Genomic DNA, 14,573 nt, shown 5'->3' with positions numbered 1-14,573 from the left:
AATCATTTTTTTTCTTCTTATTTTTGAAAATGGAAATCACCACACTGCCCACAGGACTTATTTTCGGTGCCATTCTTGGTGCTGCGGTCCTGTACTTTATCTTAAAATCTGCAAACGTTCCGCGAAAAGATTTCGATGAACTCAACAGCAATTTCATCCGTACCACTGCCGAACTACAGAATTCAAATCAGAAAATATCGGAACTGGAACAAGTACATCAGACTGAAAAACAAACCAATTTTCTGCAGGCTGAAAACATAGGCCAACTCAGGAACGAACTCTCCAAGACTGCCGCTGAGAACAGTGCGCAAACGCAGAAAATCGCCGAGCAGCAGGAAATCAACAACAATCTCTCTTCAGATATAAAGATTCTTCAGGAAGATAAAAACAGTTTAATTGCCGCAAAATCCCATCTCTCTTCGCAGAATGAGAAACTGCAGGAACTTCTGGACAATCAGAAGGAAGAGATTTCGAAAATGCAGGAAATTGCGAAAAATGAATTCCAGTTGCTTGCTACAAAAATTTTTGATGAAAAATCAGAGAAGTTTGCCACGCTGAACCAGAACAATCTCAAAATCATTCTGGATCCGTTTCAGGAAAAAATTACCGACCTCAGGAATAAAGTAAGCGAAACCTATGATAAAGAATCGAAGGAACGTTTCTCTCTCGGCGAAAAAGTCAGGGAACTCGCGCAGCTGAACCAGCAGATTTCCGAAGATGCTAAAAAACTGACCCGCGCGCTGAAAGGCGAAAGCAAAACCCAGGGAAACTGGGGCGAAATGATCCTTGAAAGCATTCTTGAAAAATCCGGTCTTGTAAAAGGACGGGAGTATTTTATGGAACACGAACTTCGGGACGAGGATAACAAGGCGCTTTTTTCCGAATTCTCTGGAAAGAAAATGCGTCCCGACGCAGTGGTAAAATATCCTGATGCGCGGAATGTGATCATCGATTCCAAAGTTTCACTGACCGCGTTCACGGAACTCGTGGATGAGAATGATCCTGAAATGTACAAGTCGAAACTGAATATGCATTTGGCTTCCATCAAAAATCACATCAAACAGCTGAGCGAAAAGGCTTACGACGATTACGACAAGTCTCTGGATTTTGTCATGATGTTTATCCCAAGCGAACCGGCTTATATCGCAGCAATGCAGGCAGATCCTGATCTGTGGAATTTCGCTTACGAAAAAAGAATTTTGCTTCTGAATCCGAGCAATCTGATCACTTCCCTGAAACTGGTTGCAGATCTGTGGAAACGAGACTATCAGAATAAAAACGCCATGGAAATCGCCGAACGTGGGGCAAAACTATATGATAAGTTCGTTAATTTTGTCGATAACCTTGAAAAAGTTGGGAAAAACATCGATCAGGCAAAAAATGTGTATAATGATGCCTTCAAACAGCTTTCTACGGGTAACGACAATTTAATTACACAGACGCAGAAACTGAAAACCCTCGGAATTAAAAACAAAAAGGAGCTCCCACCGAGTTTAGTCGACGGATCATCGCCTGAGATTGATTTTAAAAATTAAATCATGGAAACGAAAAAAAGTTCGCTGCCCCTTACCTTTTTTCTAGTGAGTCTTTTTATTTTCTTTTTTTCTATTCTTTTTGATGCGTTTTATGTGGATAAAACACCAAGCGAATTTTCTGCCTTCTCGGCATTGCTGCTGGGCTGGGCCTACCTCGGCGGACCGGGTATTTCCTGGGTCGGAAATGTATTTCTGTGGATCTCCTATCTTTTTATCTTGAAAAGAAGGACCAAAACCTCCGCAGTTTTGAGCTTTATTGCTGTTTCTTTCATGCTGAGTTTCCTCTTCTTTGACACGACTATTGTCAGCGAGAATAATTTTGAAGAGAAAATTACCGGTTACGGATTAGGATATTACATGTGGCTTTCAAGCGGATTCATCATTCTGATCGGAAGTTTATACCTGACTTTTAAGAAGAATCTGAACTAAAAATCCGACTTTTGCAGAATGTTGATCGAAAGTTTACAGAACGAAAAAATTAAAAACCTTACCCGCCTCATGTCGGACAACCGGTTTCGGAAAAAATCCGGGACTTTCACTGTGGAGGGAAAACAGGAAAATGAACGGGCTTTGAATTTCGGATTCGAAGGCCTGGAATTCTTTATCTGCGAAAGCATTTTTGAAGGAAATTTACCAAACGGAAAAATCAATCCAGTATCGGAAAAAATCTATAACAAAGTCGCATATCGGGGAAGTTCTGAAGGAATTATAGGCGTGTACACGTCGAAACAGAATGTTTTATCGGAGTTCAGACCAACGGAAAATGCTACCGTCATTGTTTTGGAAGGGGTAGAAAAACCAGGAAATCTGGGTGCAATACTCAGAAGCTGCGAAGCTTTTGGCGTTGATGCCTTAATTGTAACTGATGAAAAAGTGGATTTCTTTAATCCGAATGTCATCCGTTCCAGCGTTGGCTGCCTGTTTGGAATGAATATTTATCAATCCAAAAACGAAGAAGTTCTTGAGTTTTTAAATGAAAGCGGTTTTAATATTTTCACCACGATGATGGATGAAAGCGCAGAAGATCTTTATAAAAGAAATTTAACCTTGAAAAGTGCGCTGCTTTTCGGTACCGAACATTCCGGCCTCAGTGATTTCTGGAAAGGAAAAGGAAAAAACACCTTAATTCCGATGACCGGAACCATTGATTCTTTAAATTTGAGCAATGCTGTTGCGATCACCTGTTATGAGGCTTTGAAACAGAAAAGGAAATAAAAAAACCGCTTCTCAGGGAGAAACGGTTAATTTGTAATAAAAGTTGCTAATTAGTTAGCGTCTTTTACAGCTTGTTTAGCATCTTTAGTTGCGTCTTTAGCAGCATCAGCAGCACCTTTAGCAGCATCAGCAGCACCTTTAGCAGCATCTTTAGCAGCATCAGCACCAGCAGCAGTAGTTGCAGAAGCAGCATCTTTAGCAGCATCAACAGTTACTGAAGCAGCAGAATCAACAACAGAAGCAGCAGAATCAGCTACAACAGCAGCAGAATCAGTAGCAGCCATAGCAGCAGAATCAGCAGCGTTAGCAGTTTCAACAGTTTCAGTTTTTTTACAAGCTACAAGAGCTAAAGCAGCGATACCAGCTACGAATAATGACTTTTTCATAATAATTAAATTTAATTGTTTGTTTTAATAATTGTGTCCGCATTCTCATTTGAACAGGACAAAGATAGACCGGAGAAAAAATTTGTTTTAGAAAATTAATTGTAATATCTTTGTAAAACCATTTTACAATTTTTGAATACTGATAATCAGCATATTAAACACTTTTAAATTTTGACAGATTTAGAACTTCTACATTTCGACCAGCTAAAAAATGAGGTTCAGGCTCAGTATCTGGAGAATCACACCCCTTCCTTTGATGAAATCTCAAAGTGGAAGGGCATTGATATCATTTATTTTCAGGAAGATTTAAGAAAAAAAGCCAAAGGCAATATTTCAGAAAAATCTTTTTACACTTACTTTAAATCTCCCGTTACCCGGCTGCCGAGAATCGACATGCTTAATCTGCTCGCTGTGTATGCGGGTTATGTCTCTTGGTATGACTTTAAAAAGAATCATCTTTTTGCCGATGAAGTTCTGCTTGATCAGGAAACAGAAAAGATCACAGAAGAACTTTCAGCAATTGAGATTATTGAATCTGAAACGGCAATCACTGAACAAAAGATCACCGGTGACCTCCAGGGTTCCACGTCATCAGTTCCGCCATCTAATACCGGAAACGCAGATTTACAAAAAACCGATACTGAAAATCAACATACTAAACCTAAACCGGTTCTTCTCGAAACGTATGATACTTCCGATCAGAGATCGACCTTCACTTTAATCAAGAAATACATTTGGCTGGGAATTTCTTTAGTTTTGGCAGTACTCGTAGCGCTTCTTATCTTTAAAGAGGAAATTTTCAGCAAAGAGTTTACTTACACCTTTATTGATGCCGACCGCAACTCAAAAATAAACGATGAGCTGGATGTAAAAATCCTTAAAGAAAACGAAAGCCCCATCTTTACACGCGTCCTTCCCAACCAGCCTTTTGTCTATACTACACGCAGCAAAACTTTGAAAATGGTGGTTTCTTCGCCCTATTATAAAACAGATACCATCAACCGCAATCTGGAAACCGCTCCATCTGTTGAAAACATTGAGTTAAGACCGAATGATTATGCAATTATGCTGTTCTTTTACTCCAAATCCATTACCGACCTGAAGAAAAAAAGGCTGAGCCTGAATTATCTCATCAGTGATAACGCTCTGATTTATCAGGTGTATGATAATGAAACCTATGGCGTAGAAACTTTAGATAAACAGCGGTACATTAACCTTGTCACCTTACCTTCCACTTCACTGGAAAACCTGGAAGTGATTGACACCCAAACCAATGATAACGGAAAAATCGTTATGATTAAATTTAAAATCGGAAATAATGAAGAAAAGAAATAGCTTTTTCGCTCTTCTTCTGGCCATTCTGCTTTTCACCTTTTCCTGCGAAAAGAAAAAGGAAGAAATCAGTGATCTGGAAAAAATCAGGAGCAGCAGCAACAAAAAATCATATCCCGCTACCAAAATGGACAGCGTTCAGGCAATTGCCTTCATCACGAAGCAAAAAGTACAGGAACTTCTTGATCTCTCAATTCTCTATACGAACGGAAACCGTGACACGGAGATTGACTCTGTGATTTACGGACAGATCGAGAATTATTTTGCCAAAAATGATTCTGCAAAACTCAACAGAATCTTTCGGGAAATTGATACGCTGCAGGTGAAATCGGCAAAAGTGGGAGATCTGGAAGTTCTGAAAAAAATTGAGGGTACGGACACTCTTGATTTTGCGAAATTTAATGTAGAATATTTCGATAAAAAAAACAGGTCCATCGGAAATTTCCAGAAAAACGCGCAATATGTTCTTCAACTGTCTCCGGTAAAGTTCAAGAAAGAGTTTAAATTCTATTTTGTGGACTTCGATGTGAAACCGAAAGACAGTACTTCAGTTGGCGTTATGAGATAATCTAACGCAATATCCTTTTCCCGGAGATCATCAATTTTTTCCAACGGTTCGAAAAAGTTTAATCCTGTTTTAAGGCACTTATTATTCAAAGAAGTAAAGAAATCGTCATAAAAACCTTTGCCATAACCAACCCGGTGACCTTCAGCATCGCAATAAAGTAAAGGTGTGATCACATAATCAAAATCTGAAATTCCGGCAGCTACATTGCTTTCAGGCTCAGGAATTCCCCACGGATTTTTCTTGAACGTCGTTTTCCGCGTTATTTCAACCGAAATCATTTCACTGTTGACAATCTTAGGGACAAAAACCTGAATTTTATTTTCAAAGAAATAATCAAGTAAAAAATTGGTCTCTACTTCTCCTTTTTCAGGAATGGACAAAAAACAATGTACCTTCTGACCTGAAGAAGGTTTAAAATACTGAATAAAATTCTTCGATATCTGTTCCGACAATGCAAAAACCTCATCCGCCGAAAAGGTTTGGCGTTTCTGAAGATATAATTTTCTGATTTCAGATTTATTCATCAGTCCTACTACAAAATTTTGTACAGTTTGTCTGATAAACGGATCCTGAAAGGTATTTCAAACGTGATTTGATCTCCTTCTCTGGCCGTTTCGCAAGACCCGCCGTTGGCAAAAATTTCAGTAATGGTAAATTCCTGTTCTCCGGTTGTGGGTCCGGAAATCAATACTTTATCGCCTACCGAAAGCGTTCCGTTTTCAACTAAAAACTGTGCGATTTTGGATTTTGTATAATAATGTTCTGCATTCCCAATCAACGTTTTTTTGACCGCTATTTTTTGACGGATATTATTTGTATGGGCTTTAGCCAGTGGCTTATTGGGTAAATCACCTGACATTTTAAATTTCAAAGCCTCGGATTTTCCTTTTTTGAAAATTTTATTTCCGACCTGTAAGCCCTTTCTCAGTTTCAACTGTTCAACCAGAGGCAGATGGATGGTTTCCTGACACTCTACTGAACAGCAGTTTTCCATTGTTTCCTTACACTCGTCGCACTGAATAAACAACAGATGACAGGCATCATTAAAACAGTTCGTGTGGTTGTCGCACGGTTTTCCACACTGGTGGCATTGTGAAACAATATCGTCTGTAATTCTTTCTCCTAAGCGGTGATCAAAAACAAAGTTTTTACCGATGAATTTGCTTTCAATATTTTCTTCCTTGATTTGGCGGGCATATTCGATGATTCCGCCTTCCAGCTGGAAAACATTTTTAAAACCCTGATGTTTGAAGTACGCACTTGCTTTTTCACAGCGGATTCCACCTGTACAGTACATTAAGAGGTTTTTATCTTCTTTAAAATCCTGTAACTGTTCATTGATGATGGGCAGGCTTTCTCTGAAAGTTTCTACATCAGGAGTGATGGCACCTTCAAAATGACCGACTTCACTTTCATAGTGATTTCTAAAATCGACTACAATCGTGTTGGGATCGGCCAGTAAATTATTAAATTCCTGCGCTTTCAGGTGAATTCCTTTGTTGGTGACATCAAAAGAATCATCATTCAACCCGTCAGCAACAATTTTATTTCTAACTTTTATGGTCAGTTTTAAAAAAGAATGGTCATCCTGCTCAACCGCGACATTCAAACGGATTCCCCTCATAAAGTCATACACTTCCAGCGTATCACGAAAAGCTTCAAAATGATCCGCAGGAATACTCATCTGAGCATTAATTCCTTCATGGGCCACATAAATACGGCCAAGCGCATCAAGGCCGTTCCAGGCTATAAATAATTCGTCGCGAAATTTTTTGGGATCTGGCAGATTGGTGTACGCATAGAAAGACAGAGTAAGGCGTTGCTTACCGGCTTCATCAATAAGTCGGGCTCTTTCTTCTGCGCTTAAGGTGTTATACAGTTGCATGCTATAAACGGTTTAAGTGAGAAATAGTGTGCAAAGGTAACAAATTTTCAGTATTTCGAATGCAGAATCAATATCCTCAAAATCTATGTAAAACTATTAATAATCATTAAATCCTGTTAAATTTTCGTTAAAAATGGAACATACCACTTTCCTTTAATACTCATTAAGCATTAAATTTGTTTGTAAATAATAAAAAGAAAGATACGTATGAATACAATGAAAAAGACTTTAAGAAAACTATTGCCTTTTGCTTTCGTTGGAATTATTTCAGGTGCCACTACAGTTGGTGCTATTAAGTATTTTGATTCTGCCGCAGGTGGTTCTGATTCGTCCTACTTTACCAAAGAAAGTAAAAATGTAACCTTCGCCGGATTCAATGCAGGTGCTGTGGGAGATGATTTCGTTAAAGCTTCAAAAATGACCGTTCCGGCGGTAGTTTCGATTAAAAGCTATTCGGACAGAGCGTCCAACAGACCTTCCGAACAGGATCTTTTCGACTATTTCTTTGGTGAAGGCCAAAGACAGCAGCGACAGCAGCCTCCTCAAAACATGCCTTCTGGGCTGGGTTCCGGCGTGATTATTTCTCCTGATGGATACATTATTTCCAATAACCACGTTGTAGCAGGCGCGAGTAAACTTGAAGTCGTGCTGAGCAACAGAAAAACCTATATTGCTAATCTGGTGGGTACAGATCCCAATACCGACATCTCTCTTCTCAAAATCGAAGAAAACGGGCTTCCGTATCTCAATTTTGCCAATTCCGACAATGTAGAAATCGGGCAGTGGGTTCTGGCGGTTGGAAATCCTTTAGGACTAAGTTCGACTGTTACTGCAGGGATTATTTCTGCAAAAGGAAGAGGTATCGGAATTTTAAGCAGCGGTCAGGGGAAAGCGGCAAATCCAATTGAAAGTTTCATTCAGACTGATGCGGCTATCAATCCCGGAAATTCAGGTGGCGCGCTCGTAAATGTAAACGGTGACCTGATTGGAATCAACTCCGCTATTTCCTCAACAAACGGCTATTATCAGGGTTACGGTTTTGCAGTTCCCTCAAATCTTGCACGCAAGATTGTGGAGGATATTAAGAAATTCGGTCTGGTTCAGAGAGGATTTCTTGGAGTGAACTCCCTGGATCTTTCAGATGATCGATACGTGTTGGCCTATAACAAGGAGAAAAAAACCAATATAAAGCCGGGAAATGGTATTTATGTAACAGGCGTTTCCGAAAAAAGCGGTGCTGAAGATGCAGGCTTAAGAGTCGGAGATATTATTGTTCAGGTTGATCAGATCAAAATAACCGATTTTGCCGATCTTTCCCTTTCCGTTGGCAGCAAACGACCGGGCGATCATGTAATGGTGACCTACCTCAGAAACGGAAAAGAAAATACCGCAAACGTAACCTTGAAGGATCAGAATGGCGGGATTTCCACCAGAACAAAAGCCGACCTATCGGTTACTGAAAAAATCGGCGCTGAATTTGAACCGTTAAGCGACAGAATCAAAACCGACTATGGCCTCACAAGCGGTGTAATTGTACGGAATGTCACCTCCGGAAGTGAGATGGATAAAATTGGGGTAGTTGATAATTATATTGTAATGGAAATTAACGGCAAGCCGGTGAACTCACAGAAAGATGTTGATAAAATCCTGAATAAATATCAGGGAAATGTACAGGTAAAATATGTAGATGAATACGGAAGGATTACCACAAGAGGTTTCAAAATGCCTTAGCTTAGATTCTTCAACAAAAAAAGAGCAGCCTTTCAGCTGCTCTTTTTTTATTTCTTTTGGTGAAGCTGTTTCTTCATCCGCTTCTTTTTGCGTTCGTAGATCACTTCCACAATTTTTCCGCCGATCCAGGCAAAAGGAAAAAACGTAAGGAAAATACAGATCTTGTAGAACGTTGGGTGATAGGAGTAAATGATAATATCCAACATTGCAAGGAATAACATAATGAAACCGATAAGAATGGCATACGCCACTTTTGCATACTTTACAATGATCGCAGTAACTACTCCACCTACCATTGAACCGATCCCAGAGAGCAGAAGCAGGACAAGAAAAAAAGCATTGTCGTGCTGCACTTTTCGTAGGAACTGATCCCAGTTTTCGAATGGGGTAAAATCATCAGAAGTGATCCACTGGGGATTTAGTCGGATTCCCAGTGTAATGATTAGGGCACTAATGCCCAAACCGACGAGTACTGCAAAAGTATTTCTTAAGAAATTCATTAATCCTGATGCGCAATCATTGAAATTTCGATGTCAACATTTTTTGGAAGGCAGGAAACCTGCACCGTTTCACGCGCCGGATAGTTATCGGCATCCAGATAAGAAGCGTAAATATCATTCATCACCGCAAAATCATCCATGCTTTTAAGAAAGATTGAAGCTTTCACCACGTTTTTAAAAGTCATTCCCGCTTCGGTAAGAATCGCCTGAAGATTTTTCATCACCTGATGGGTCTCCTTTTCAATGCCCTCCACCAGTTTACCGGTCGCAGGATCTACCGGGATCTGACCCGAAATATACAGAACACCACCTGCAAAATTAGCCTGAGCATAAGGACCTATGGCAGCCGGAGCATTAACAGTAGAGATAATTTTTTTCATAATTTTTATTTTGCAAATATAATTTTAATTAATTTATTATTTTTTAGAAAGGCGCGTTCGGCTGTGTAAAACTTCTGTCCTGATATTTCAGGGCATCTTTAAGGATGTTGGCCTTGATTCCGATGAAGAAGTCATACACCTTGTACTGCCCGAATGGTACCCAGTTGAAATTGATCGTGAAACTCCGCTGATCGCGCGAGAAACCGATCCTGGCATAGGCCAGTTCCTTCGAAACCATATCGTAGTGCGTACTTCCGTTGATATTCCAGAAAGGGGTTAGTTTTAAACTGCCGTCCAAACCTACCGAGGCAATCTGAGAGCCAAAACGGGTGAGCGTTTTGGTGTAGGAATAGTTGGCATTGATATTCAATGTCCAGGCCTGGTCGAATTTGGCGTAGTTATCGTCATCAAAATAATAATTTTCGTTCCTGATCTCTCCTTTGGACCTGTATGTTTTACTAAGATCTTCCTTCTCCCCAAATATGGCCTCAGTCAAAGGATATGAAAGCTGCACATTAAAACCCTGAATATTGAAATGTCCAAAGTTTTCGGTACGGATTCCGGTATCCTCGCCCGGTGCAAAAAGTACCTGATAGGGATCTACTGCCAGACTTGTGTTGATATTCAACTTGTCTTTGAACAATGAAGTCTGACCTCTTACATTGAAAATAGACCAAGGATGGTCTTTCGCAGCGAAGTTATAACCACCTGTTAAATTAAGAGATTCAAATATCTTGACTTTTTTTACACCGGTAGAATCGCTCTTTGATCTCACCTTCATTTCGATGTTATTACCGATGCTGAAACCGAGCGCGCCCACCATTCCCGAAGTTGGAGAGCCTACAATGCCACCGTCAAAAATGGAATACGGTGTGAGAACGCCAAGCGCATCATAGTAATTCCTGAAGTATCCGAAACCCCGCGAACTGAAATCTGGAGAATAGCTGAAGCCAAAACTTGGGGTGACTACGTGGCGGATTGCCTGGATCATAGCCCCTTTTTTAAACTGTTTGCTTCCGTAAAGTGTGGTCTGCAAACTGGTATTGGTTGAGAAATAGGAATATCCGGTGACATTGCTGACGGTTACGTCTTCCACAAGATTCGTGATAGGGTTGTAAGTCCGTGTGAGCGATTTCGTAGTAAGCGCATTATCAATATTTGCTCCGATCGAAAAAGTGAAATATTTCGCGACGGTTGTATTGGTTCCTAGCGAAATATTGTTTTTAACGCCTGTCTGCAGTTTTTCCCACATCTCTTTCTTAAACATCTCGCTTCCTTTTGCGGAGACATAATTGGTTAAATTGAGTCCTGTATTCACCGTAATATTCTCCAGCAGTCCCTCTCTGGTACCTGTTTTCGGTTTCAGAAGATAAAACTGGTTTACCGACACATTGAGCTGCGGAAGCCGCAGATCGGACAGTCCGGTAGAAAAGTTCTGCGAATAGGAAGCTGTACCTGTGAGGGTAATGGGTAAGGTCAGAAATCTTTTCGTAAGGCTTAAACTCGAATTCTGCTGGGTATTCAGTACATTCTGGTTAAAGATGTAATTGTTGTTGATGGTATTGTTATAAAACTTTGTACTAACAATATCAACTGAGGCCGAAAAATTCAGGAACGGGTTGGCTTTCGTATCCTGAGTATGCCTCCACGCGATTCGGTAAGTTCCCGTTTTTGAATAATCATCAAGTCCTTTTATACCACGGACTGTTGTGCCGATATCTGCAGCAAAATTACCACTGTACCGGTATTTTTTGACGTAATTAAGTTCCGGTCTGACGCCCCAACTTCCTTTCGTATAAATATCTGCAAGGATCTTAATGTCGAAATGATCACCAATCGGTTGGTAATACCCGAGGCCGCCCAGATAAAATCCAACATCCTGCCGCTCGCCAAACCTAGGAATCAGGATTCCCGCACTCCGTTTATCCGAAAAAGGCAATATAGCAAAAGGCATGATTAATGGCGTAGGCACCTGTTCTATAAAAAGCTGAACCGGACCGGTCACAACCTGCGATTTGTTTTTCCCTTTAATTAATTTGATATGAGGCGCCAGAAGATAATAGTCGGAAAGTGTATCTTTTTTCTTGATGAAATACTCGTCGGTGGTATAGAGTCCTCGGCGCATAAAAAACACGGAGTCGTTATACTTTTTTGTTTTCTGGGCTACAATTACGCCTTCGCTTTCTTCAGTTCTTGCATTGTAGGCAATGGCCTGTTTTGTACGGTAATTATAATTGAACTCATCGGTCTCGTATTTTTTTCCAGCCTGAGTGGTTACTACGGGTTCAATGATTTTCCCCAAAGAATCCTGTTTCCCGCGTGCAAAAATGAAACCTTTCTCCCAGTCGATATTGATGTAATCAGCATCAATCTGCATATCCTGATAAATGACCTGTGCCTTTTGGTTCAGGTAAGTCATTTTTTTAGGAATATCGTTGCGGATGTTTTCGGCTTTTGATTGCACCACATCTTCAAGCTGTTCTTTCTGAACGACCACGGTGTCGGATTTCCGAACGGTATCACTAACTATCTTATTTTCAGACAAATTTTGAGCGCTGAATTGTGCTAAAAAACTGTTAAAAATTAGGATAATAAGAAATTGTAATATATTTTTGAAGCCGGTTTTGGACAATTGCTTGTTTTATGTAATTTGGGCTCAAAATTAACATAAATTTTAAAATTGAAGGATGATTAAGTCAACATTTTATATTAAAATATTCTATTCACTGCTGTTCTGCTTACTTTTTACGGGAGCCCATGCACAAAAGAAATTTACAATTGTTCTGGATGCTGGCCATGGCGGCGAAGACCACGGTGCAAACAGGCTGTATGACGACATCGGCCGCGTTACGGAAAAAGAAATTACACTTGCCATAACACTAAAGCTCGGGCGTATGCTCGAAAAAAATAAAGATTTCAAGGTAATCTACACCCGAAAAATTGACGAATATCCTTCGCTTACCGACCGTACCAACCTTGCCAACCGCAGTAAAGCCGACTTTTTCGTCTCCATTCACTGCAACGCAAACACCAAAACGACCCCTTACGGTACCGAGACCTTTGTTCAGGGTCCTGACCAAAATAAAACCAATTTGGAAGTCGCAAAAGCGGAAAATGATGTAATTTATCTGGATGAAAAAGACCGACAGACTTTCGCGGCCTATGACCCGAGTTCTCCCGAATCACTTATCGCACTGAAAATCCAGCAGAGCAAATACCTTGAAAGCAGTTTGATTTTCGGCGGTTTTGTAGAAGAAAATTTCACAACCAAAGACAAAAGACTTTCCCGCGGCGTAAAACAGCAGAACCTTCACGTTCTAAGAATGAATGCCATGCCTTCAGTCCTGATTGAGACCGGTTTCATCAGCAATTATGAGGAAGCACATTATTTGGCTTCAGACAAAGGACAGACGGAAATCGCCGAAAGTATTTTCAATGCTATTATGAGCTACAAACGGGCTCACGACAGACGTCTCGGCATTTCAGATAAAAAGCAAGAACCGGAAAAAACGGCAGAATCGCCGTTAAAAAATGATTTCAGAGTGCTTCTGATGAGTTCCCCGTTAAAATACAGTTCCGGAGATCCTGCGCTGAAGGGTCTGAACTACGTACTTCCGATCAAGGAAAACAATCTCTACAAATATTATTACGGAGTTTCGAATTACGCATCAGTTCGCGATATTAATTTAAAAACCGCTAAAGATGCCGGATTCCGAAGTGCTTCTGCGGTGGGATTTGTTCCCAACCAGAAACTTTCTTCAGGGTATTACACCATCGAGGTAGCGATCTCGAGGGAGAAACTAAGCAGCAATTCGTATATTCTTCAAACACTTAAGGATGTTAACAGGGAAAAAGTGAACGGGACATTTTTCTACACTTACGGTAATGTAAAAACGCTGGAAGATGCAGTGAAACTTCAGAAGGAACTGGAGGATAAAGGCATTAAAAACACAGTGATTCAAAAAGTTAACAAATAGGCTCAGGTATTGTTTGCAATTCACCAAATAATCTCTATTTTTGCAGTCCCAAAAACACTTTGGCCTATTCGTCTAGTGGTCAGGACTCAAGATTTTCGTTCTTGCAACAGGGGTTCGATTCCCCTATAGGCTACTGAATTTTGAAAAAAATAAATATTTTTTAAAAAATATTTGCAAATAGAAAAAAAACATATATCTTTGCACCCACATTTAGGAAAAGTTATGGCAAATCATAAATCAGCATTAAAGAGAATCAGACAAAACGAAGTTAGAAAAGTTCGTAACAGATATTATCACAAAACAGCAAGAACTGCTCTGAAAACATTGAGAAATGAAGAAGACAAAGCTGCTGCAACTGAGCAACTGCCGAAAGTAATATCTTTGTTGGATCGATTGGCTAAGAAGAACATCATCCACAAAAACAAAGCGGCTAACTTAAAAAGCAAACTGACTAAGCACGTTAACAAACTGGCTTAATTAAATAAAGATGATGGCCCGTTCGTCTATCGGTTAGGACCTCAGGTTTTCATCCTGGTAAGAGGGGTTCGACTCCCCTACGGGCTACAAAACTTCCGAATTTTTTCGGAAGTTTTTTTTATGTTTATATTTGAAATAAATTTTTACTGATGAAGATCCTGATCCTGAACGGCCCCAACCTTAATCTTTTGGGCACCCGCGAACCTGAAATCTACGGAACCGTTTCGATGGAAGAGGAACTGAAGGCGCTGGGAAAGGAATTTACACACCACGAAATACAGTACTATCAATCAAATGTTGAAGGGGAAATCATCAACCGCATTCAGCAGGATGATTTTGATGCACTGATCATTAATCCCGGAGCTTTTACCCATTATTCCTACGCCATCGCAGACTGCCTTAAAAACCTCTCAAAACCCAAAATCGAGGTTCATATCAGCAATATTTATCAGCGTGAAGAATTCCGCCAGAAATCGGTTACTGCAGCTTATACTGACGGTGTATTGAGCGGGTTAGGTTTAAAAGGATACCGGCTGGCGATTTTAAGCCTGAAATAATCACTTTTATTGCATAAAAAATCCTCAATT

At 40.2% G+C, this 14,573-nt stretch carries 15 protein-coding genes and 2 tRNA genes; 11 read left to right on the top strand and 6 right to left on the bottom strand.

Annotation, left to right across the window (positions count from 1 at the left end):
* The first annotated feature begins 29 nt into the window (after positions 1-29).
* From rmuC to FUA25_RS10205, 3 genes are read left to right on the top strand one after another with little or no spacing between them, the layout of a single operon-like run.
* Complete coding sequence (rmuC, locus tag FUA25_RS10215) at positions 30-1,535, top strand: DNA recombination protein RmuC (RefSeq protein ID WP_147756806.1); 1,506 nt, start codon at positions 30-32, stop codon at positions 1,533-1,535.
* A 3-nt stretch (positions 1,536-1,538) separates the two neighbouring features.
* On the top strand, positions 1,539-1,964 hold the full coding sequence (locus tag FUA25_RS10210) for a hypothetical protein (RefSeq protein WP_147756805.1): 426 nt from the start codon (positions 1,539-1,541) through the stop codon (positions 1,962-1,964).
* An 18-nt stretch (positions 1,965-1,982) separates the two neighbouring features.
* Positions 1,983-2,750 carry a TrmH family RNA methyltransferase gene (locus tag FUA25_RS10205; RefSeq protein WP_147756804.1) on the top strand — a complete coding sequence of 256 codons (768 nt, stop codon included), beginning with the start codon at positions 1,983-1,985 and terminating at the stop codon, positions 2,748-2,750.
* A gap of 50 nt (positions 2,751-2,800) precedes the next feature.
* Here FUA25_RS10205 and FUA25_RS10200 read toward each other — a convergent pair whose 3' ends face one another.
* Positions 2,801-3,136 carry a hypothetical protein gene (locus FUA25_RS10200; RefSeq protein ID WP_147756803.1) on the bottom strand — a complete coding sequence of 112 codons (336 nt, stop codon included), beginning with the start codon at positions 3,134-3,136 and terminating at the stop codon, positions 2,801-2,803.
* A 171-nt stretch (positions 3,137-3,307) separates the two neighbouring features.
* Here FUA25_RS10200 and FUA25_RS10195 point away from each other — a divergent pair, with 171 nt between their 5' ends.
* Positions 3,308-4,471 (top strand): hypothetical protein, encoded by a 1,164-nt coding sequence (locus FUA25_RS10195; protein WP_147756802.1) that lies wholly within the window; start codon positions 3,308-3,310, stop codon positions 4,469-4,471.
* Positions 4,455-5,036 (top strand): hypothetical protein, encoded by a 582-nt coding sequence (locus FUA25_RS10190; protein WP_147756801.1) that lies wholly within the window; start codon positions 4,455-4,457, stop codon positions 5,034-5,036. The genes FUA25_RS10195 and FUA25_RS10190 overlap by 17 nt, the downstream gene beginning before the upstream one ends.
* Here FUA25_RS10190 and FUA25_RS10185 read toward each other — a convergent pair.
* Both FUA25_RS10185 and FUA25_RS10180 read right to left on the bottom strand, forming a co-directional pair.
* Complete coding sequence (locus FUA25_RS10185) at positions 4,976-5,560, bottom strand: 5-formyltetrahydrofolate cyclo-ligase (protein WP_147756800.1); 585 nt, start codon at positions 5,558-5,560, stop codon at positions 4,976-4,978. The two genes, FUA25_RS10190 and FUA25_RS10185, sit on opposite strands and share 61 nt — an antisense overlap.
* An 8-nt stretch (positions 5,561-5,568) precedes the next feature.
* Entirely contained in the window at positions 5,569-6,921 is a 1,353-nt protein-coding gene (locus FUA25_RS10180; protein ID WP_147756799.1) for a rhodanese-related sulfurtransferase, read from the bottom strand.
* 216 nt (positions 6,922-7,137) lie between these two features.
* Between FUA25_RS10180 and FUA25_RS10175 the strand changes: the two genes are divergently transcribed.
* A complete protein-coding gene (locus tag FUA25_RS10175; protein WP_147756967.1) occupies positions 7,138-8,652 on the top strand; it encodes a trypsin-like peptidase domain-containing protein in 1,515 nt (504 codons plus the stop codon).
* 47 nt (positions 8,653-8,699) lie between these two features.
* Here the strand turns inward: FUA25_RS10175 and FUA25_RS10170 are convergent, their stop codons facing one another.
* Genes FUA25_RS10170 through FUA25_RS10160 form a run of 3 tightly spaced genes read right to left on the bottom strand, consistent with a single transcriptional unit; the run spans position 8,700 to position 12,164 of the window.
* Positions 8,700-9,152 (bottom strand): hypothetical protein, encoded by a 453-nt coding sequence (locus FUA25_RS10170; RefSeq protein ID WP_147756798.1) that lies wholly within the window; start codon positions 9,150-9,152, stop codon positions 8,700-8,702.
* A complete protein-coding gene (locus FUA25_RS10165; RefSeq protein WP_147756797.1) occupies positions 9,152-9,532 on the bottom strand; it encodes a RidA family protein in 381 nt (126 codons plus the stop codon). Before FUA25_RS10165 ends, FUA25_RS10170 begins: the two co-directional genes overlap by 1 nt.
* A gap of 43 nt (positions 9,533-9,575) precedes the next feature.
* Complete coding sequence (locus FUA25_RS10160; RefSeq protein WP_147756796.1) at positions 9,576-12,164, bottom strand: putative LPS assembly protein LptD; 2,589 nt, start codon at positions 12,162-12,164, stop codon at positions 9,576-9,578.
* 55 nt (positions 12,165-12,219) lie between these two features.
* Between FUA25_RS10160 and FUA25_RS10155 the strand changes: the two genes are divergently transcribed.
* The 5 genes from FUA25_RS10155 to aroQ all read left to right on the top strand — a co-directional run bounded on the left by FUA25_RS10155 (position 12,220) and on the right by aroQ (position 14,543).
* Positions 12,220-13,509, top strand: a complete 1,290-nt coding sequence (locus FUA25_RS10155) for an N-acetylmuramoyl-L-alanine amidase (protein ID WP_147756795.1) — start codon at positions 12,220-12,222, stop codon at positions 13,507-13,509.
* A gap of 61 nt (positions 13,510-13,570) precedes the next feature.
* A tRNA-Glu gene (locus tag FUA25_RS10150) sits at positions 13,571-13,642 on the top strand.
* Positions 13,643-13,731: 89 nt separating this feature from the next.
* Positions 13,732-13,986, top strand: a complete 255-nt coding sequence (rpsT, locus tag FUA25_RS10145) for a 30S ribosomal protein S20 (RefSeq protein WP_147756966.1) — start codon at positions 13,732-13,734, stop codon at positions 13,984-13,986.
* Positions 13,987-14,001: 15 nt separating this feature from the next.
* A tRNA-Glu gene (locus FUA25_RS10140) sits at positions 14,002-14,073 on the top strand.
* A gap of 62 nt (positions 14,074-14,135) precedes the next feature.
* Positions 14,136-14,543, top strand: a complete 408-nt coding sequence (gene aroQ / locus FUA25_RS10135; protein WP_147756794.1) for a type II 3-dehydroquinate dehydratase — start codon at positions 14,136-14,138, stop codon at positions 14,541-14,543.
* The last annotated feature ends 30 nt before the right edge of the window (positions 14,544-14,573 follow it).

This window comes from Chryseobacterium sp., assembly GCF_008014695.1.
GTDB lineage: Bacteria > Bacteroidota > Bacteroidia > Flavobacteriales > Weeksellaceae > Kaistella.
This window is presented reverse-complemented; position numbering and strand designations above follow the sequence as displayed.

What these genes read in the sequence shown, in the direction of transcription:
- rmuC (WP_147756806.1), top strand. Translation starts at nt 30, where the DNA reads ATGGAAATCACCACACTGCCCACAGGACTTATTTTCGGTGCCATTCTT.
- FUA25_RS10210 (WP_147756805.1), top strand. Translation starts at nt 1,539, where the DNA reads ATGGAAACGAAAAAAAGTTCGCTGCCCCTTACCTTTTTTCTAGTGAGT.
- FUA25_RS10205 (WP_147756804.1), top strand. Translation starts at nt 1,983, where the DNA reads ATGTTGATCGAAAGTTTACAGAACGAAAAAATTAAAAACCTTACCCGC.
- FUA25_RS10200 (WP_147756803.1), bottom strand. Translation starts at nt 3,136, where the DNA reads ATGAAAAAGTCATTATTCGTAGCTGGTATCGCTGCTTTAGCTCTTGTA.
- FUA25_RS10190 (WP_147756801.1), top strand. Translation starts at nt 4,455, where the DNA reads ATGAAGAAAAGAAATAGCTTTTTCGCTCTTCTTCTGGCCATTCTGCTT.
- FUA25_RS10185 (WP_147756800.1), bottom strand. Translation starts at nt 5,560, where the DNA reads ATGAATAAATCTGAAATCAGAAAATTATATCTTCAGAAACGCCAAACC.
- FUA25_RS10180 (WP_147756799.1), bottom strand. Translation starts at nt 6,921, where the DNA reads ATGCAACTGTATAACACCTTAAGCGCAGAAGAAAGAGCCCGACTTATT.
- FUA25_RS10175 (WP_147756967.1), top strand. Translation starts at nt 7,138, where the DNA reads ATGAAAAAGACTTTAAGAAAACTATTGCCTTTTGCTTTCGTTGGAATT.
- FUA25_RS10170 (WP_147756798.1), bottom strand. Translation starts at nt 9,152, where the DNA reads ATGAATTTCTTAAGAAATACTTTTGCAGTACTCGTCGGTTTGGGCATT.
- FUA25_RS10165 (WP_147756797.1), bottom strand. Translation starts at nt 9,532, where the DNA reads ATGAAAAAAATTATCTCTACTGTTAATGCTCCGGCTGCCATAGGTCCT.
- FUA25_RS10155 (WP_147756795.1), top strand. Translation starts at nt 12,220, where the DNA reads ATGATTAAGTCAACATTTTATATTAAAATATTCTATTCACTGCTGTTC.
- rpsT (WP_147756966.1), top strand. Translation starts at nt 13,732, where the DNA reads ATGGCAAATCATAAATCAGCATTAAAGAGAATCAGACAAAACGAAGTT.
- aroQ (WP_147756794.1), top strand. Translation starts at nt 14,136, where the DNA reads ATGAAGATCCTGATCCTGAACGGCCCCAACCTTAATCTTTTGGGCACC.